Below are 17813 nucleotides of genomic sequence, written 5' to 3' on the forward strand. Positions count from 1 at the left end.
AATACATCAACAGTATCAATGCAGCTGTGATCTGGTTCATATGGGCGCAAACAAAAGCGGCCCCGGAGACATCCGGAGCCGCGTGTCGTCAGCGCTGCTGTGCGCGATCAGTAGCGGTAGTGATCCGCCTTGTAGGGGCCTTCCTGCTTGACGCCGATATAGTCGGCCTGGTCCTTGCGCAGCTCGGTCAGCTTGACGCCGATCTTGGCGAGGTGGAGACGGGCGACCTTCTCGTCCAGCGTCTTCGGCAGCACATAGACCTTCTTCTCGTACTTGCCGTTCTTGTTATTGGCGAACAGCTCGATCTGCGCCAGCGTCTGGTTGGTGAAGGACGCCGACATCACGAAGGACGGGTGGCCCATCGCGTTGCCGAGGTTCACCAGGCGCCCCTCCGACAACAGGATGATGCGGTGCTTGTCGGGGAACTCGATCTCGTCGACCTGCGGCTTGATGTTGGTCCACTTCAGATTGCGCAAGGACGCGATCTGGATCTCGTTGTCGAAGTGCCCGATGTTGCAGACAATGGCACGATCCTTCATCGCGCGCATGTGCTCGATCGTGATGATGTCCTTGTTGCCGGTCGCGGTGACGAAGATGTCGGCGCGAGGTGCGGCGTCTTCCATGGTGACGACCTCATAGCCCTCCATCGCCGCCTGCAGCGCGCAGATCGGATCGACCTCGGAGACCATGACCCGGCAGCCGGCCTGGCGCAGCGAGGCGGCCGAGCCCTTGCCGACGTCGCCAAAGCCCGCGACCATCGCGACCTTGCCCGACAGCATCACGTCGGTACCGCGGCGGATGCCGTCGACCAGCGACTCGCGGCAGCCATAGAGGTTGTCGAACTTCGACTTGGTGACGCTGTCGTTGACGTTGATCGCCGGGAACAAGAGCGTGCCCTTGTTGGCCATCTCGTAAAGGCGATGCACACCGGTGGTGGTCTCTTCCGAGACGCCCTTGATGTTCTTCGCGATCTCGGCGAACCAGCCCTTCGGCTTCTCCTTCAGCAGGCGCTTGACCAGCGCGTAGAAGATCTCCTCTTCCTCCGAACCCGGCTTGTCGAGGAAGGCGGTGTCGCCCTGCTCGGCGCGGTAACCAGCATGCACCAGCATGGTGGCGTCGCCGCCGTCATCGAGGATCATGTTGGGCGTGCCGCCGCCGTGCCAGTCGAACAGCTTGGCGGTGTAGTCCCAGTACTCGGTCAGCGTCTCGCCTTTGACCGCGAACACCGGAATGCCGGCGGCGGCGATCGCGGCGGCGGCGTGATCCTGGGTCGAATAGATGTTGCAGGAGACCCAGCGGATGTCGGCGCCGAGCGCCGCCAGCGTCTCGATCAGGACCGCGGTCTGGATCGTCATGTGCAGCGAGCCCGCGATACGCGCGCCCTTCAGCGGCTGCTTGGGGCCATACTCCTCGCGGGTGGCCATCAGGCCGGGCATCTCGGTCTCGGCCAGCGAGATCTCCTTGCGGCCGAAGTCGGCGAGCGAAATGTCCTTGACGATGTAGTCGGTGAAGCCGGGCTTCGTGGGGGCGTTCATGAGAGCTTCCTGTTGTTGAGCTCGTCATTCCGGGTCGCCTCGCAGAGGCGAACCCGGAATCTCGAAATGACGATTGAGGATTCCGGGTTCGCTCGCTGTCGCGCGCGCCCCGGAATGACGCGAGAATCAGACCGCGCGCTTGAGCGGTTCGACGAGATCGGTCTTCTCCCAGGAGAAGCCGCCCTCATTGTCCGGCGTGCGGCCGAAATGGCCGTAGGCCGAGGTGCGCGCGTAGATTGGACGGTTGAGGTCGAGATGGCTGCGGATGCCGCGCGGGGTCAGGTCCATGGCCTGTGCGACGGCCTTCTCGAGCTTGTCCTCCGGCACCTTACCGGTGCCGTGGGTGTCGATGTAGATCGACAGCGGCCGCGCGACGCCGATCGCGTAGGCCAGCTGCAGCGTGCAGCGGTCGGCGAGACCGGCGGCGACGATGTTCTTGGCGAGGTAGCGCGCAGCATAGGCGGCCGAGCGATCGACCTTGGTCGGGTCCTTGCCGGAGAACGCGCCGCCGCCATGCGGAGCCGCGCCGCCATAGGTGTCGACGATGATCTTGCGGCCGGTCAAGCCGGAGTCGCCGTCGGGACCGCCGATGAAGAACTTGCCGGTCGGGTTGATGTGCCAGATGGTCTTGCCGTTGATCCAGTCCTTCGGCAGCGCCTCGCGCACATAGGGCTCGACGATGTCGCGAACCTGGGTGGAGGTGAGGTCCTCGACCAGATGCTGGTGCGAGACCACGATCTCGCGCACGCCGACAGGCTTGCCGTTCTCGTACTGCACGGTGACCTGGCTCTTGGAGTCGGGGCCGAGCACCTTCTCGCGGCCGGAGTGGCGCGCTTCCGAGATCAGGCGCAGGATCTTGTGGGCGTAGAAGATCGGCGCCGGCATCAGGTCCGGCGTCTCGTTGGTGGCGTAACCGAACATGATGCCCTGGTCGCCCGCACCCTCTTCCTTCTTCTCGCCCGGCTGCAGCGCATCGACGCCCTGCGCGATGTCGGCCGATTGCGGGTGCAGCAGGATCTCGATGTCGCAGGTCTTCCAGTGGAAGCCTTCCTGCTCGTAGCCGATGTCCTTGATCGCGGCGCGGACGACGCTCTCGATCTGGTCATTGGTGACGGAGCTCGGACCGCGGGTCTCGCCGGCGATGACAACCTTGTTGGTGGTGGCGAGCGTTTCGCAGGCCGCGCGGATGGCCCAGGGATCGATGCCGGCCTTCGGCCCTTCGCGGTAGAACAGGTCGACGATCTCGTCCGAAATGCGGTCGCAGACCTTGTCCGGATGGCCCTCGGAAACCGACTCGCTGGTGAACAGATAGGACGCGCGCATCAGCAAAACCTCTTATTTGCCGCCATCCCGGCGGCTCCTGTCGTGATGTGTCATGGAATGTCAGTCCCGGCGGCGCGAGATGACGTAGGATTCGTCGTAAAACCAGAGCCCATTGTGCTTGCGCAGAACCTCTCTGGTGGCATCGAGGGTCCGCCCACTTTCAGTCATTTCCGTCAACCGGTCATCTTCGATTTGGGCGACATACACCGCCGCGTTCCACGCTGCAAAGGCCGTCGAGGTTCCGATCGAGCCGGTCACCTCGTTGGGCAGCGCTTCCATATCATATCGGAAGATCGAACGGTTATCGGCATAAGCGTTAAAATTGAGGTCCCGCCCTGCCGATCCCAGCTCGTATTTCACCGCGCGCAATATCTCATGGCGGCTGACGGCGAAAGGATTTTCTCCGGGCCAGACCGTCTGGATGATTTCGAGCCCCGGATCGTGGCCGTGAGAGTGGATTCCTATCAATCGGCCGCCAGCTCGCAGGGCGCGCGCCAGCGGCGCAATGATGCGTTTTGCACGGAAATTCACCGAGGATTTGGCCCGATAGGGCTGGGAGGCGATTACAAGATCGAAATTCGCCTCGGTCCGGCCGGCCCGGGGGATGATCGAATCAAGCAGGAACCGGTGATCCTCCCGGTACAGGACCAGGGCTACCGGCCGCTCATAGATCGGCATCCCGGTCTGGGGGCTGACATTGGCCCGCCAGTTCTGCTCGAGAAACGGGCCGAGTTCTGCGATCTGGGCCTCGAATTCGCCCGAGGCGGCCCCGCGCAGGGCCACCTCGTGCCAGATCGTGCTGGAGGCGGCCGCGGCGGCTCGCGGGGTCAGCCAAGGTGCCTCGGCGTAGTACATGTTGGTGAACACGAAAACGCTCGCCGGGTGCTCGAACAGCCGATCTGGCACCTTCTCGAGCGTCAGGCGGACGTCCTCGAGGCTCAGCTCCTTGCCGGCGACGTAGAACGGCATATGAGGGAAGCGGCCATGCATTGCGCGCAGGACCCGCGCCAGGACCGTGCCGTCGCCCATTCCTGCGTCAAAGACGCGCAGCGCCGGCGGCCGCGGGTGAATCGCGGACAATTCCAGCGCGACGCGGTCCGCAATCACCCGCTTCTCGCTGCAGGTATGGACGAACAGGAGGTATCTTTGCCGATTCTCGAAGAAGCGGAAATTGCCCCTGGGGTCGCGCTTCTCCGGCGGCACCACGAGACCGCGCGGCGGTGGCACGCCCCCCGGCGTGGACGCCGCGATGAAGGCGTGGATGCGGTCGAGCGTGTCGACCGTGATGCGCTTGCCCTCGCGCAGGCGGTGCACCAGCTTGCCGTCGTTGACGGCACGGCGGCCGAACGTCGTCTCCGCCATGTCGGCGCGGCGGCAGAACTCGGAGATCTGGCTGAGGATGTCGTCGTTCTTCATGAGGCCAGGGGCATGAGCCCGCAGTTTGGGACGGTGGTGGGCAGCGGCGGATCGCTTCCGTGTCCTAACATCATCTGCCCACTGGGGAAATGAACTCCTGCTCTGCCGCTGGCAACAAAGCGGTGGATGTTCCATGGATGACCGATGCGCCGCCTGCTCCTGATCCCTGCCCTGCTCGCCGCCGCACTGTGGTCGGCCCCCTGCCTCGCCCAGGCCAAATCCCAGCTCGGGCCGCTCTGCACGACCGACACCACGCCGGCCGACCAGATGATCGACGCCTGCACCAAGATCATCGCGCTGAAGCCGTTTTCCGGCGAGAAGCTCGCGACGATCTATTTCTGGCGCGCGGTCGGCTGGAACAAGAAGGGCAATTATCCGCAAGTGATCGCTGACGCCACCGAGGCGATCCGCCTGCAATCGAACGTCCCAGCCTACAATCTGCGCGGCTCGGCCTACTACGACAAGGGCGAGTACGACATCGCGATCGCCGACTTCAACGACGCGCTGCGGATGGGGCAGCCGAGCGGCATCATCTTCCACAACCGCGGCAACGCCTATCGCGGCAAAGGCGACTTCGCCAAGGCGATCGCCGACTACGACGCCGCGATCAAGGCCGGCCCGAAATCGGCTTTCTCCTACCAGAACCGCGGCATCTCCAGGCAGGCGCTCGGCGATCTCGACGGCGCGCTGGCTGATATCAACGAAGCGATCCGCATCGATCCGACGTTGCCGCAGCCGCTGATCAACCGTGCCGTGATCTGGCGCGCCAAGGGCGACGTCGACCGCGCGATCGCAGACACCAGCGAGGCGATCCGGCTGGCAAAGGCGAAGGCGCCGGCCAACATCATGACGCCGCCGGGCAGCGTGCTGATCTCGGCTTACATCCAGCGCGGCCTCGCCTATGAGGCCAAGGGCGACTTCGAGCACGCCAGGCAGGACTATGCGGCGACGCTCGAGGGCCAGGCTTCGGACGCCGGCAGCAAATCGAACCAGGCGACCGCCCGCGTGCGGCTGTCATTGCTGCAGGAGGCCGCAGCGCCGCCGCCGCGCAAGGCAATGGCGGCGCCGTCGAGCGAGGCAAGGCCGGCCGCCGCGCCGGTTGCGCCCGCGCCGCCACCACCGGCGGTGAGCGCGCGACGCCTTGCGCTGGTGATCGGCAACGGCGCCTACGCGCATGTCAGGGCGCTGCCCAATCCGCCCAATGACGCGCGCGCGATCGCCAGGAGCCTGCGCGAGATCGGCTTCACCGTGTCCGAAGGCCTCGATCTCGGCCGTGACGCCATGCAGAAGACGATCCGCGACTTCCTGCGCGAGGCGGCGCGATCGCAGATCGCGGTGGTCTATTATGCCGGCCATGGCGTGCAGGTCGACGGCCGCAACTATCTCGTGCCGGTCGACATCCAGTTTCAGGCGGGCGGCCGCATGACGGGCGCGATGGTCGACATGGACACGATCATGGCCGGCCTCGACGACCAGGTCCGCACCAACATCCTGATCCTCGATGCCTGCCGCAACAATCCGATGGCGCCACAATCTGCGCCAGCCGGTGCCAGCCGCGCCATTGAGGGCGGATCGGGCCTCGCCGCGCCGACATCGCTCGGCGCCGGCTCGACGCTCGGGGCCGGCACGCTGATCGCGTTTGCGACCGCGCCCGGCCAGGTCGCGCTGGACGGCGAAGGCCCCAACAGCCCGTTCTCGGCGGCGCTATCGCGCCACATCGGCACGCCTGGCCTCGAGGTGCAGCAGATGCTGACCCGCGTCCGCGCCGAGGTCGTCGCCGCGACCAAGAGCAAGCAGGTGCCCTGGTCGAACTCGTCGCTGCTCGGCGAGGTGTATCTGGCGGAGAAGTGAGGCCGCGCTTGCGCGCCGTCATCCCGGGGTGCGCAGAGCGCGAACCCGGGATCTCGCGCCGCAATCTCAAGATTCTCAGGTGCGCAAGCGCGCACCATAGTTCGATGCTTCGCATCGCCCCGGAATGACGCTACGCGTCACTTCCCCCACACCTCGTTGGCGACCTCGACGGCGAGGCGGAGCTTGGCCCACTGCTCTTCCTCGGAGAGGATGTTGCCCTCTTCGGTCGAGGCGAAGCCGCATTGCGGCGACACCGCAAGCTGCTCGATCGGGGCGAACTTCGCCGCCTCTTCCAGCCGCCGCTTGACGTCGTCCTTCTTCTCGAGCTCGCCGAACTTCGAGGTGATGACGCCGACCACCACGACCTTGTTGCCCTTCGGCAAATAGCGCAGCGGCTCGAAGCCGCCGGCACGATCGGAATCGTATTCGAGGAAGTAGCCGTCGTAATTGGTACCACCCAACATGGTCTCGGCCACCGGCTCGTAGCCGCCGGAGGAGATCCAGGTGGAGCGGAAATTGCCACGGCAGACATGCGTCGTGATCACCATGTCCGAGGGGCGGTCGGCGATCGCATAGTTGATGATGCGCGCATAGATCTGCTGCAGGCCATCGGGATTGTCGCCGCGCTCGCGCGCCTTCTGCAGCTCGTCCTGCGAGCAGAGATAGGCCCAGACCGTGTCGTCGAACTGCAGATAGCGGCACCCGGCGTCATAGAACGCCTTCACCGCCTTGCGGTAGGTCTTGCCGAGATCCTGGAAGAACTCCTCGAGATCGGGATAGACCTCCTTGGAGATCAGCTTGCGGCCGCCGCGGAAGTGCAGCACCGCCGGCGACGGGATCGTCATCTTCGGCGTGACGTGCGCCTGGTCGGCGACCTTCTTCAGGAACTTGAAGTGGTCGAGCATCGGGTGATGTTCGGGGAAATCGACCTTGCCGATCACCCTGATCGCATCGTGGCGGGTCTGCACACCCGCGAACTGGATGCCCATTTCGGGATGGAACAGCTCGCAGCCGGTCAGGTGGCTCAGGAAGTCGAAGTGCCACCAGGAGCGGCGGAACTCGCCGTCGGTCGCGAGCTTCAACCCGATCGAGGCCTGCTTGTGCACGACCTTCTCGATTTCGGAATCCTCGACCTTGCGCAGCTCGTCGGCCGAAATCTCACCCTTCTCAAGTCTGGCGCGGGCCTCCTTGATCTTCGGTGGCCGCAACAGGCTGCCGACCTCGTCGGCGCGGAACGGAGGCTTGGTTCGCTGCATGGTCAACTCCCTGATATCGTCAACGTGCTGCGGCCCCGGAGACGCCGAGATGGCGCTCGAGGACGGAGGGATCGGCCTTCAGCGCGCTGCTTGCGGCGTCGTGCACGATCGTGCCGCGTTCCAATATCACAACGCGGTCGGCGAGCCCCAGAACCTTTTGCGCATTCTGCTCGACAATGATCGAGCAGATGCCGCCCGAACGCGTGATGGTTCCGATCGCCTTTAACAATTCTTCAACGATGATCGGCGCGAGCCCTTCGGTCGGCTCGTCCAAGAGCAGCACCTTCGGGTTCAGCGTCAGCGCGCGACCGATCGCCAGCATCTGCTGTTCACCGCCGGAGAGCTGGTTGCCGAAATTGCTCCGCCGCTCCTTCAGGCGCGGAAACATCTCGTAGACGCGCTCGACCGTCCATGGCCCGGGCAAGGCCACCGCCGTCATGTTCTCCTCGACGGTCAGCGAACGGAAGATGTTGCGTTCCTGCGGCACCCAACCGATCCCGGTGCGGGCACGCTGGTCCGGCCGCATCGCCGTGATGTCGAGGCCGGCGAGCGCGACGCTGCCGCCGAAGCGGCGGGTGATGCCGACGATCGAATTGATCAGCGTGGTCTTGCCGGTTCCGTTGCGGCCGAGCAGCGCCAGCACCTGGCCTTCGCCAAGCGAAAGCGACATGTCCGGCAACACCACCGCCTCTCCATAGCCGGCGCGCAGGCCCTGGATGGAGAGGAGATTAGGCATCCGCCGCCTCGCCGAGATAGACCGCCTTGACCTGCGGATCGCGCGCGACCTGGTCGGGCGCGCCCTCCGTGAGCAGCCCGCCATTGACCAGCACCGAGATCCGGTCGGCGAAGGAGAACACGAGATCCATGTCATGCTCGATCAGGAGCACGGTGACGTCGCGCGGCAGGGCCGCAACCGCCGCGAGGATGTCGTGGCGTTCGCTCTCCGGGACGCCGGCGGCCGGCTCATCGAGCAGCAGGACCCGCGGCTTGGCGGCGATCGCGACCGCGATCTCGAGCAGCCGCTGCTTGCCGTAGGGCAGCGTCGCGGTCAGCTCGCCCATCACATCGAGCAGATGGAACCGGGTAAGGATGTCCGCGATCTCGCCATTGACGTCGTCGCGCGTCCCCATCCGCCGCCACCAGTCCCCGCCGCGTCGCATCCGCTCGGAGACCGCAAGGCCGATGGTTTCGAGCGGGGTGAGATCGGCGTAGAGCTGATTGATCTGGAACGTGCGCGACAGGCCGCGCAGCACCCGCTTGTGCACGGGAAGATCGGTGATGTCGCTGCCCTCGAGCAGGATGCGCCCGCTGTTCGGTCTCAGCACGCCGGTGAGCTGATTGATGATGGTGGTCTTGCCGGCGCCGTTCGGCCCGATCAGCGCATGGCGAGCGCCCTGCACCACTTTCAATGAAAGGTCCCGCGTGACGCGAAGGCCGCCAAACGATTTCTCCAGCCCGCGGGTTTCGAGCGCAATCGTCATGATGCGTCACTCTCGGGAACAGCGACGGCGGCCTTGCGTCCGGCGAACCGGCTGACGATGAGGTTCGGCACGAACAGCACCCAGCGATGGATGCGCGCCCGGCCGACCAGCACGATCACGACCAGCACGAGGCCGATCCAGAACAGCCAGTATTGCGGCGTGATGGTCTGGAACAGCTCCTGCAGCATCTTGAACACGACGGCGCCGATCAGCCCGCCATAGAGATAGCCGGTGCCGCCGATGACCAGCATCAGCATCAGGTCGGCGGAGCGCTCGAAGGAGAAGACGTCGAGCGAAGCCAGTGCCGTCGTCTGGGTAAACAAGGCACCGGCGATGCCGGCGTAGAAGGCGGCCAGCGTGTAGATCGCGATCAGGCGGCGGTTGACCGGCACGCCGATTGCCGCCGCCCGCAGCGGGTTGTTCCGGATGGCGCGCAACGACAGCCCGAACGGCGAATGCACGATGCGGCGAGCGAACAGGAACAGGATGAACAGCACGATCAGCGAATAGAAGAACCCGGTCTTGCCGAACATGTCGAAGGCAAACGTGCCGAGAATCGGCTGCATCTCGATGCCCTGCAGGCCGTCGGTGCCGCCGGTGATGTCGGAGAAGCGTTCGGCGAGCGCTTCCAGCAGGAGCGCGATCCCGAGCGTCACCATCAATCGTGTCAGGTCGGCGCCGCGGATGACCAGGAAGCTTGTCAGGAAGCCGAGCACCGCCGCGACGAGCCCGGCGACGACGAGCGCGATGACGGGCTCGTTGACGACGCCATGCAGCGCCATCAACCCTGCTGAATAGGCGCCAACGCCGAAAAAGGCCGCGTGGCCGAGCGAGACGATGCCGGCATAGCCGAGGATCAGGTCGAGCGACAGCGCGAATAGCGCGAGCCGCAGGATATCCGTCATGATCAGGTAGCGCGACGGAAACAGGAAGGCGCAGGCCAGCGCCAGACCCCAGAACGCAACCTCTCCGGCCCGCCAGCGTGCGCTGGCCATCGCATGAGAGGAAACGTCTGACAGCGCGGTCATGTCGGGTTCACCGCGCGGCGGTGCGGCCAAACAGGCCGTTCGGACGCCAGATCAGGATCACGATCATGACGGTGTAGATCACGAACGGTCCCATCTTCGGCACGTAGTATTTTCCGGCAACGTCGGCGATGCCGAGCAGAAGCGAAGCCAGGAACGGCCCGGTGATCGAGGACGAACCGCCGACGGTCACGACGATCAGGAAGTAGATCATGAACTTCAGCGGGAAATACGGATCGAGCCCGAGGATCTCGGCGCTCAACGCGCCGCCGAGGCCGGCAAGTCCACAGCCGAACGCAAAGGTGAAGGCGAACACCTGCGGCACGTTGATGCCGAGCCCGATCGCGGCGCGCGGGTCGTCGACGGCGGCACGCAAGCGGCTGCCAAAGCGGGTCTTGGCCAGGATCAACTGCAGCGCCAGCGTGAGCAGGCCGCAGATCACCACGATCATCAGCCGGTAGCGGCCGATCCCGACGCCGAACACGTCGATCTGCCCTTCCAGTGCCGCAGGCAGCTTGATGAAGACCCGTGACGATCCCATGACGTAGTCGACCGCGGCAACCGACATGAAGGTGAGGCCGATCGAGAACAGCACCTGGTCGAGGTGGCTGCGGGTGTAGAGATGGCGATACAGCGTGCGCTCCAGCGCCACGCCGATCGCGCTACTCACGACAAAGGCGAGCGGCAGCGCCGCGAAAAACGGCCAGCCGGAATTGTTCACCAGCACCGCGCAAATGTAGCCGCCGGCCATGGCGAACGCGCCATGGGCGAGATTGACGAAGTTCATCAGCCCGAGCGTCACCGCGAGCCCGCAGGCCAGCACGAACAGCAGCATGCCGTAGGCGACGCCGTCGAACAGGATGGTGAACAGGGTGGTCATGAGAAGGCTGGACAATCCTAGCAGCAGCACCCGTCATTCCGGGGCAGCGAGGAGCGCTGAACCCGGAATCTCTCTCCAGATCCCCCGATGCGCAATTGCGCATCTGAGGTTCGCGCCAAGCACGCCCCGGGTATGATGGGCTTTTCGCGCGTCACTTCTTGGTCTTGCCGGAATCCTTGACGGCCTCGAAGGTCGCGAACTCGACATTGTACAGCTCGCCGTCGACCTTCTCGACCTTACGGATGTAGATGTTCTGCACGATGTCGCGGGTTTCCGGATCGATCGAGATCGGGCCGCGCGGGCTTTCCCACTTCATGCCCTTCATCGCCTCCACGAGCTTGTCTCCGTCGGTCGCGCCGCCCGTCTTCTTCAACGCTTCGTAGATCAGGTGGATGCCGTCATAGCCGCCCACGGCCATGAAGCCCGGACGGTTGCCGAACGCCTTCTTGTAGGCGGCGACGAAGTCCTTGTTCATCGCGGACGGGTGCGCTGCCGAATAGAGATGCGCGGTGACCGCGCCGAGTGCGGCATCGCCCATGTTGTTGAGCAGGTCGTCGTCCATGACGTCGCCGGGGCCGATCACCCTGATGCCGCTCTTGTCGAGGCCGCGCTCGGCATACTGCTTCATGAAGTTGCCGCCCTGTCCGGCCGGCACGAACACGAACATCGCGTCCGGCTTGGCATCCTTCATGCGCTGCAGGAACGGCGCGAAGTCGGGATTTTGCAGCGGCACCTTGACCTCTTCAACGATCTCGCCGCCGCCGGCGGTGAAATTCTGCTTGAAGAAGGTCAGCGCATCATTGCCGGGGGCATAGTCGGAGGTGAGCGTCGCTACCTTCTTGATGCCGTTCTTGACCGCCCAATCGCCGACGATGGTGGAGGACTGCGCCAGCGTGAAGCTGGTGCGCACGATATAGGGCGAACGCTCGGTGATGATCGAGGTTCCGGCCGCCATCACGATCTCCGGCACCTTTGCCTGCGTGGCGAGCGGCGCGGCCGCTAGAGCGGCCGGCGTCACGCCGAAGCCGGCGATGAAGTTGACCTTGTCGTTGACGATCAATTCCTGGGCGAGGCGCTTGGTGTTGTCCGGGACCGCCGCGTCATCCTTCAGGATGACCTCGATCTTCTTGCCGGCGACCGTGTCGCCCTTCTGCTGCATGTAGAGCTTGATCGCATTGTCGATCTGCTTGCCGGTCGATGCCTGGCCCCCGGTCATCGGCACGATCAAGCCGATCTTCACGGTGTCCTCAGCATGTGCCGGCGCCGCCGCGCCGAGCCCCGCGATGGCGGTCGTGGTCGCGGCCCACAGCAACATTTTGCGACGATTGAACATGAACGTCCTTCCCCTTCCCGCTTCCTTGCATTGATCCGAGTCGTCCGGCCCTTGCCTCACCCTAACCCACAAGTTTTGCGGCTAGGCCGCAACGCGACATGGCGTCTTCCGCTGCCCTGTTGTCAATCGGACGATGGGCGTGCGTCACGACTGATGCGGACGATCCGATCGGCGCATTAAAGGTATCTAAATACCTGAATCATCTTGATGAATACAACGCCGAACAGCAGGGATTCCCACCCTCGCCAGCAGCCGTCCACCATTTGTACGATTGTACAAACGAAATGGCCCTGTCAACGAAGAAGCATAGTCACGCAGCGCGGCCACGCCCTAAATCCATCATCGTTAAGGACTAGGGGTTATACCCTTCCGCCCATGCCGATCCACACCCGCCATATCCTCGTCATGACCACTCTCGTGCTCGCAACATGCGTGCTCGCCGGATGCGGTTCGATCAACGAGCGCCTCGCGGCCGGTGTCAGCGATGCCATGCCTGCCTGGGCCGGCGGCCTTCCCGCAGACGCCCCGCCACGGCCGGGCACCGCGAAATACGAGGAGTTCATGAAAGAGCGGGAACGGAAACGACTGATGCCGGCATCCGAACGGGGTGATGCAAAGTCAGAGCAGAGCAGCTCCAATACGACGCGATAGACTTGACAGTAGTTGTTCCAGCGCTAGAGCGAATGGCGGATGGCCTTGAGTTGAGCTGGAACGATGAACGTCAAAACAGCAAACGAGCCGACGACAAGCCTCGTTATCGGCGGAAGCGGACTCGTCGGCGGGTATATTGTCGAACACCTTGTCCGTCGCGGCGAGCGCGTGTTGGCCGTGTCCCGGTCACCGCGCAACAACGCTGCCGTAAAATGGCTGCAGGCCGACCTGCAACAGCCCGATACGCTCAGATTCCCGCCATTCACGACTCTATACTGCACCGCCGAGGCGATCCTGCTGGCGGAGGCGTTGCCCTTCATCCTCAGCCCGTCGGTGAAGCGTGTGGTGGCGTTCAGCTCGACCAGCGTCCTGACCAAGCAGAACACCGAAGTTGCTGATGAACGGGAGATGATCCAAAAACTGACGGCGGCCGAGAAGACAATCGCTACGGTGAGCGAAGGACATCAGATCGACTGGACAATCTTGCGCCCGACCCTGATCTACGCCGAAGGGCGCGATACCAACATCACTCCGCTCTCACGGCTGATTCGTCGCTTCGGCTTCATGCCGGTTGTCGGTGGAGCGCGCGGCCTGCGCCAGCCGGTGCATGCCGAAGATTTGGCAATTGGCGCCATCGACGCGGCTGCGAGCCCGATGGCGGCCAACAAGATTTATTCGTTGCCAGGGCCTGAAACACTGACCTATCGGGAGATGATGGGCCGGGTCTTCGACGGCATGGGGAGGCCGCGGCGACTGATCTACGTCCCGCCGTGGCTTTGGCGCGCCGGCTTTCGCTTCGCGAAACCGCTCTTTCCCAGCGCGAACGTCGCGATGGGTATCCGCATGATGAAGGACATGACGTTTGATTCGACGCCCGCCGCACGGGATTTCGGCTGGCGACCACGGGGCTTCCGACCGGTCTTCAACTAAGCTGCTCGAGCTTCCCCCCGTCCCGGGTAAAGCGACCGTTGAAGTCCAAGAGAACTTGAACGGGATTTGTGCAGGCCAGTCTAGCCACTGTGGCACGCGCTTCTGAAGCGCATCCAAAGCCTAACTGCGGGAGCGATCCTATCCGCTTTGCGCGTCAGGTTCGAACGACCTGGTCGATCCCAACCCCCTGCCCGCGAAGTGTCGCCCAAAGCAGTTTAAGATCGCCCACGAAACTTTGGGTACGGACGTATTGCGCGTCGACTTCGGCCAGACGGCCGGAGTTCGACATGTCGATGCCCCTGACCTGCGCGAGACCGGTAATACCGGGACGCACCGCAAGCACGCCCAGCCGCCGCCGTTCTTGCACCAATTCGACCTGAGACGGCAAACACGGTCTCGGGCCAACGAGGCTCATGTCACCAGCCAACACATTGAAAAGCTGCGGCAGTTCATCGATCTTGAAGCGACGCAGGTAGCCTCCGAGCGTCGTGACCGCAGAGGCAGAGACCTCGTGCGTCGGAATATCGCCGGTCCCAGAGAACATCGTGCGAAACTTGTAGCAGGTGAATTCGCGTCCGTCCTTTCCGACGCGACTTTGCTTGAAGATCGCAGGCCCCCGGCTTTCCAGCCGGATGGCAGCCGCTACGACGAGCAGAACCGGCCAGAGAAACATTAGAACGAGTGAGCAGGCCGCCACGTCAAGTATACGCTTCATCTAGCATGATCCCGCTGGAGCGATATGGTTGCCTTCACCATCGCGCGCAGACCGTCTCTCGTCTCGACTTTGGGCGACCAACCCACTTTTTGAAGATCGGCCGAACTCGCAACCAGCTCTCGCCCGATCCGGTCCCATAGCGACTTGCGGCCAGCTGCAAAAATCAGGGCTCTGACCGCCACCGGCGGCACCGTAATTAGATTTGAAGGACGGCCGGCGGCAGCGCGCAACGTGGAGAGCATGTCCGCCAGAGAAATCGGCTCAGGATCACTAACGATGAAGGTGCGGTTGATCGTTTCGGGATTGTTGAGACAGACCATCACAGCCTCAATCAGATTATCGATAGATAGCAATGATCGCCGATTCCTGAACGCGCCGAAGGGGAGCGGCAGAGGCAGCGCTGCGATCCGCGCGATCATAGCGATATTCGCCTTGGCCCCAGGACCGTAGACGATAACCGGACGCAGAATGGTGAACGGCACGCCGAGGCGGCGGATTTCTTCCTCGGCAGCGAGCTTTGCCCGATCATAGGCCGTCACGGGACACGGCACGTCTTTTTCTGTGACGATATGATCAGCCGCCGAACCCGCCTGAGCGCCGATCGAGGACATAAAGATCAATCGCTTGATCCCACGATTCGCACATTCCCGCACAAGGTGTGCCGTTGCTGTACGGTTTGCCCGCGCGTACTGGCCGCTGTCGATGTGGCTACGATGGGCGATGGCTGCGAGATGGATGACGACGTTCACACCGCTTAGGAGTGGCCCCCAATCGACCCCACCCTCAAGGTCGGGCAACTCCATCCATTCTACACCGGCCAAATCAGCAATCGCCGTTCGTCTGCGAGATGCGGCCCTGACCGAATAGCCGACGTTTGCAAGCGCGGAGATCAAGGCCGACCCGATAAAGCCAGAAGAGCCGGTCACCAATATCCGCAACGACATCCCGTCACTCGTCCGCCGATGAAGCGACAGACCCTCGCGTGTCACCACGTTCCAATTTGAGTCCACGCCGGAGGCCCTATGGATGTTGAACCAGGCCTGTCAACCCTTCCCTACAGGTGGGATCAACGACCCAATGATTTGCTCCGCTGCAGCCTTCGGCGAGAACATGGACCGCCCCAGTTCCCTCCCCCTCCGGGACATCGCGTACCGCATACGCTCGTCGTCTGCAAGTTGTTCCGCAAGCTGCTTTAACTCGCTCACGGAGTTCCCAACGTAGACCTTGCCAACCTGCTCATCCTCAATCAGCCGCTGCAGGTCGGTCCCGGCATTCACCCGCGCGAGCACCGGCACGCCATACTGAACATATGAAACAAATTTACCGGGGATGTTATGCGTCTTGTGGTCTGGATGAAGCGACACCAAGCCTACGTGGCATTGCTCAAGCAAGCCCGGGATTTCAGAGGAATCGATCTCTTCAAAAAAGAGCACATTGTTCAACTTTCGAGACGCTTTCTCGTCCTTGAGCCGTGCAAACTCGGAGCCGCGCCCCACAAAAACAAAGCCGATGTCATCTCGTTGTCGCAAACTATCGACTAGCTCCAGCAAAATATCAGCGCCCTGAGCGACGCCCAAATTACCGATGTAGACAAAGATTTTTCGGCCAGCCAACGCGGTGTCTTTGAGCACGATGCTGCAGCCGATGGCGGGCTCGATCGCGAGCCAATTGTGCAGAACCTCGATGCGGCGTGACGGCCGCGCCCAGCGCGATAGGTAGGCAAGATTGGACGGCGTCTGAACTCCTATGACTTCGGCAACGATGTATTGCATTGCCGCGACCGCCTTGAAGAAGAAGTAGACGGGTCCCCTTCTAATTAGACCCAGATCAAGGGCCCACTCCGGAAAAATATCCCGCAAGATCAGATAAGTTCGGGGTCGGAATCTGCGTCGGAGCGCTGCAATCAACGGACCGAAGAAGATCGGTGGCGAATACCACACCAGGAGGTCGTATTTCTCGGCGGCAAAGGGGCTGCGCCGCATGTTGCGAAGCATTGCGAACGGCAGCCACATTTCCGCGATGGCGCGCCGTACGAATGATGAGGAGCGAGTTTCCGGCGCAGCCAGGCGCAACACCTCGACGCCGTCGAGCCGCTCGATCGTCCATGAACTGTCCGGCATCGGAGATGGAACGATGACGATCGGGCGATGTCCGAGGGCGACAAATTCCTGTGCGAGATCCCTCAACTGCACCGCTGCGGACGTCCGCAGCGGTGGATAATCAGTCGAAATTATCGCAATCAGCAAACTGCGATCCATCTCCGGCCTTCAAGAATTGAACCGGCAGCTCGGAGGTCCCGGGCCGGCCAAGGCAGCGCCTCAGAAGAAATTTGTGATCTTCGTTCGGATCGCATTCACAACGACGGAGGACGGCGAATAGTTTTCCTCCAGCTCATAGCGCGCGCTCCATGGCAGGCTGACCGCCAGCGTCACTGCCTCGACGATGTTCTCGGGCTCCATGCCGGAGACGATGGTTGCGCCGCTCTCGAGAGTCTCGACCCGCTCGGTCGCCATGCGTAGGCTCACGTTGGGGACTTTGTAGAACAGGCCCTCCTCCGCTGCAGTGCCCGAATCCGACAGCACGCAGAGCGACTGCTTCAACAGGCAGTTGAAATCGTAAAAGCCGAGCGGCGCCATGATCCGGACCTTCTCTGGCACCCGCACATTCTTCAGCTTGCTGGTTGTGCGCGGGTGCATCGGAAAGATAATCTCGCGCTTGAGACGTTCGCTGAGCATGCCGAGCGCCTTGAAGATATTCGCGAGATTTGCGGGATCATCTACGTTCTCGCTGCGGTGCGCGGTCACCAGAATGTAGTTTTTCGGCTCGAGCCGCAGGCGTTCGAGAATATTGCTTCGATCGATATCCTCCGCAAAGGCTCGCATCGCCTCAAAGGTCGGATTACCGGTGACAATGATCTTCGACGGATGAATGCCTTCCCTCAGAAGGTTCTCCCGATGATACCGATTGTACGGCAACAGAACGTTGCTGACATGATCAATCAGGATGCGGTTGCGCTGCTCCGGCATCCGACTGTCCCATGCCCTAAGCCCAGCCTCCATGTGGAAGATCTTGACGCCTCGATGCGCCGCCGGCAGCACGCTGAGGCCACTATACGTATCGCCAAGCGTGAGCAGCACATCGGGCTTCTCCTTTTCCATCAGGGCATCCGACTTGCGGATCACGTCCGCCACTTCCGGCCCATAGCCCGAGGTGTCGATGTCCAGCTCATAATCCGGGCTCCTGAGCTTGAGATCCTTGAAGAAGAAGTCGCGGAGTTCGGGGGTAAAATTCTGCCCCGTATGAACCATCACATGATCGAAATTGTACTCGTCCAGCTTCTTCAGGGTCGACCACATTTTGATCATCTCCGGACGCGTGCCGAAAATTGACATCACCTTCATCGTGCGTAGTTCCCTG

16 protein-coding genes are annotated in these 17813 nt (G+C 62.8%); 3 read left to right on the forward strand and 13 right to left on the reverse strand.

All coding sequences use genetic code 11. The features are described from left to right. Window positions 1-107 precede the first annotated feature (107 nt). The 3 genes from ahcY to ACFFWD_RS22310 all read right to left on the reverse strand — a co-directional run bounded on the left by ahcY (window position 108) and on the right by ACFFWD_RS22310 (window position 4274). Window positions 108-1535 carry an adenosylhomocysteinase gene (gene ahcY / locus ACFFWD_RS22300; RefSeq protein ID WP_376968636.1) on the reverse strand — a complete coding sequence of 476 codons (1428 nt, stop codon included), beginning with the start codon at window positions 1533-1535 and terminating at the stop codon, window positions 108-110. Window positions 1536-1661: 126 nt separating this feature from the next. Continuing rightward, window positions 1662-2858, reverse strand: a complete 1197-nt coding sequence (metK, locus tag ACFFWD_RS22305) for a methionine adenosyltransferase (protein WP_376968637.1) — start codon at window positions 2856-2858, stop codon at window positions 1662-1664. 60 nt (window positions 2859-2918) lie between these two features. Further along, complete coding sequence (locus ACFFWD_RS22310; protein WP_376968638.1) at window positions 2919-4274, reverse strand: hypothetical protein; 1356 nt, start codon at window positions 4272-4274, stop codon at window positions 2919-2921. Between the two features lie 144 nt (window positions 4275-4418). On the opposite strand from ACFFWD_RS22310, the gene ACFFWD_RS22315 reads away from it, so the two are divergent. After that, a complete protein-coding gene (locus ACFFWD_RS22315; protein ID WP_376968639.1) occupies window positions 4419-6125 on the forward strand; it encodes a caspase family protein in 1707 nt (568 codons plus the stop codon). A 137-nt stretch (window positions 6126-6262) separates the two neighbouring features. Here the strand turns inward: ACFFWD_RS22315 and ACFFWD_RS22320 are convergent, their stop codons facing one another. From ACFFWD_RS22320 to ACFFWD_RS22345, 6 genes are all read right to left on the reverse strand, one after another. Further along, window positions 6263-7381: a cobalamin-independent methionine synthase II family protein gene (locus ACFFWD_RS22320; protein ID WP_376968640.1), complete on the reverse strand. Its 1119-nt coding sequence runs from the start codon at window positions 7379-7381 to the stop codon at window positions 6263-6265. 19 nt (window positions 7382-7400) lie between these two features. Continuing rightward, window positions 7401-8117, reverse strand: a complete 717-nt coding sequence (locus ACFFWD_RS22325; protein ID WP_376968641.1) for an ABC transporter ATP-binding protein — start codon at window positions 8115-8117, stop codon at window positions 7401-7403. After that, the gene (locus ACFFWD_RS22330) at window positions 8110-8862 is read right to left on the reverse strand and encodes an ABC transporter ATP-binding protein (protein ID WP_376968642.1); all 753 of its coding nucleotides are present in this window, start codon (window positions 8860-8862) and stop codon (window positions 8110-8112) included. Before ACFFWD_RS22330 ends, ACFFWD_RS22325 begins: the two co-directional genes overlap by 8 nt. Beyond that, window positions 8859-9890, reverse strand: coding sequence for a branched-chain amino acid ABC transporter permease (locus ACFFWD_RS22335; RefSeq protein ID WP_376968643.1), 1032 nt, complete (start codon window positions 9888-9890; stop codon window positions 8859-8861). The genes ACFFWD_RS22330 and ACFFWD_RS22335 overlap by 4 nt, the downstream gene beginning before the upstream one ends. Window positions 9891-9897: 7 nt before the next feature. Next, window positions 9898-10767 (reverse strand): branched-chain amino acid ABC transporter permease, encoded by an 870-nt coding sequence (locus ACFFWD_RS22340; protein WP_376968644.1) that lies wholly within the window; start codon window positions 10765-10767, stop codon window positions 9898-9900. Between the two features lie 151 nt (window positions 10768-10918). After that, on the reverse strand, window positions 10919-12100 hold the full coding sequence (locus ACFFWD_RS22345; protein ID WP_376968645.1) for an ABC transporter substrate-binding protein: 1182 nt from the start codon (window positions 12098-12100) through the stop codon (window positions 10919-10921). Between the two features lie 375 nt (window positions 12101-12475). Here ACFFWD_RS22345 and ACFFWD_RS22350 point away from each other — a divergent pair, with 375 nt between their 5' ends. Both ACFFWD_RS22350 and ACFFWD_RS22355 read left to right on the forward strand, forming a co-directional pair. Continuing rightward, complete coding sequence (locus ACFFWD_RS22350; RefSeq protein WP_376968646.1) at window positions 12476-12751, forward strand: hypothetical protein; 276 nt, start codon at window positions 12476-12478, stop codon at window positions 12749-12751. Between the two features lie 63 nt (window positions 12752-12814). Next, window positions 12815-13681: an NAD-dependent epimerase/dehydratase family protein gene (locus tag ACFFWD_RS22355; protein ID WP_376968647.1), complete on the forward strand. Its 867-nt coding sequence runs from the start codon at window positions 12815-12817 to the stop codon at window positions 13679-13681. Window positions 13682-13835: 154 nt separating this feature from the next. Here ACFFWD_RS22355 and ACFFWD_RS22360 read toward each other — a convergent pair whose 3' ends face one another. The 4 genes from ACFFWD_RS22360 to wecB form a co-directional block, all read right to left on the reverse strand. Beyond that, window positions 13836-14396: a sugar transferase gene (locus tag ACFFWD_RS22360; RefSeq protein ID WP_376968648.1), complete on the reverse strand. Its 561-nt coding sequence runs from the start codon at window positions 14394-14396 to the stop codon at window positions 13836-13838. Next, complete coding sequence (locus tag ACFFWD_RS22365; protein WP_376968649.1) at window positions 14393-15340, reverse strand: NAD-dependent epimerase/dehydratase family protein; 948 nt, start codon at window positions 15338-15340, stop codon at window positions 14393-14395. Before ACFFWD_RS22365 ends, ACFFWD_RS22360 begins: the two co-directional genes overlap by 4 nt. 99 nt (window positions 15341-15439) lie before the next feature. Next, a complete protein-coding gene (locus tag ACFFWD_RS22370; RefSeq protein ID WP_376968650.1) occupies window positions 15440-16654 on the reverse strand; it encodes a glycosyltransferase family 4 protein in 1215 nt (404 codons plus the stop codon). Window positions 16655-16714: 60 nt separating this feature from the next. Beyond that, window positions 16715-17797: a non-hydrolyzing UDP-N-acetylglucosamine 2-epimerase gene (wecB, locus tag ACFFWD_RS22375; protein WP_376968651.1), complete on the reverse strand. Its 1083-nt coding sequence runs from the start codon at window positions 17795-17797 to the stop codon at window positions 16715-16717. Window positions 17798-17813 lie beyond the last annotated feature (16 nt).

The organism is Bradyrhizobium erythrophlei (assembly GCF_042430365.1).
Lineage (GTDB): Bacteria > Pseudomonadota > Alphaproteobacteria > Rhizobiales > Xanthobacteraceae > Bradyrhizobium > Bradyrhizobium erythrophlei.

Coding starts and splice junctions, on each gene's coding strand:
- ACFFWD_RS22360 (WP_376968648.1), bottom strand. CDS start 14,396: ATGAAGCGTATACTTGACGTGGCGGCCTGCTCACTCGTTCTAATGTTT.
- ACFFWD_RS22330 (WP_376968642.1), bottom strand. CDS start 8,862: ATGACGATTGCGCTCGAAACCCGCGGGCTGGAGAAATCGTTTGGCGGC.
- ACFFWD_RS22355 (WP_376968647.1), top strand. CDS start 12,815: ATGAACGTCAAAACAGCAAACGAGCCGACGACAAGCCTCGTTATCGGC.
- ahcY (WP_376968636.1), bottom strand. CDS start 1,535: ATGAACGCCCCCACGAAGCCCGGCTTCACCGACTACATCGTCAAGGAC.
- ACFFWD_RS22340 (WP_376968644.1), bottom strand. CDS start 10,767: ATGACCACCCTGTTCACCATCCTGTTCGACGGCGTCGCCTACGGCATG.
- ACFFWD_RS22370 (WP_376968650.1), bottom strand. CDS start 16,654: ATGGATCGCAGTTTGCTGATTGCGATAATTTCGACTGATTATCCACCG.
- ACFFWD_RS22325 (WP_376968641.1), bottom strand. CDS start 8,117: ATGCCTAATCTCCTCTCCATCCAGGGCCTGCGCGCCGGCTATGGAGAG.
- ACFFWD_RS22335 (WP_376968643.1), bottom strand. CDS start 9,890: ATGACCGCGCTGTCAGACGTTTCCTCTCATGCGATGGCCAGCGCACGC.
- ACFFWD_RS22320 (WP_376968640.1), bottom strand. CDS start 7,381: ATGCAGCGAACCAAGCCTCCGTTCCGCGCCGACGAGGTCGGCAGCCTG.
- ACFFWD_RS22310 (WP_376968638.1), bottom strand. CDS start 4,274: ATGAAGAACGACGACATCCTCAGCCAGATCTCCGAGTTCTGCCGCCGC.
- wecB (WP_376968651.1), bottom strand. CDS start 17,797: ATGAAGGTGATGTCAATTTTCGGCACGCGTCCGGAGATGATCAAAATG.
- ACFFWD_RS22345 (WP_376968645.1), bottom strand. CDS start 12,100: ATGTTCAATCGTCGCAAAATGTTGCTGTGGGCCGCGACCACGACCGCC.
- ACFFWD_RS22350 (WP_376968646.1), top strand. CDS start 12,476: ATGCCGATCCACACCCGCCATATCCTCGTCATGACCACTCTCGTGCTC.
- ACFFWD_RS22315 (WP_376968639.1), top strand. CDS start 4,419: ATGCGCCGCCTGCTCCTGATCCCTGCCCTGCTCGCCGCCGCACTGTGG.
- metK (WP_376968637.1), bottom strand. CDS start 2,858: ATGCGCGCGTCCTATCTGTTCACCAGCGAGTCGGTTTCCGAGGGCCAT.
- ACFFWD_RS22365 (WP_376968649.1), bottom strand. CDS start 15,340: ATGTCGTTGCGGATATTGGTGACCGGCTCTTCTGGCTTTATCGGGTCG.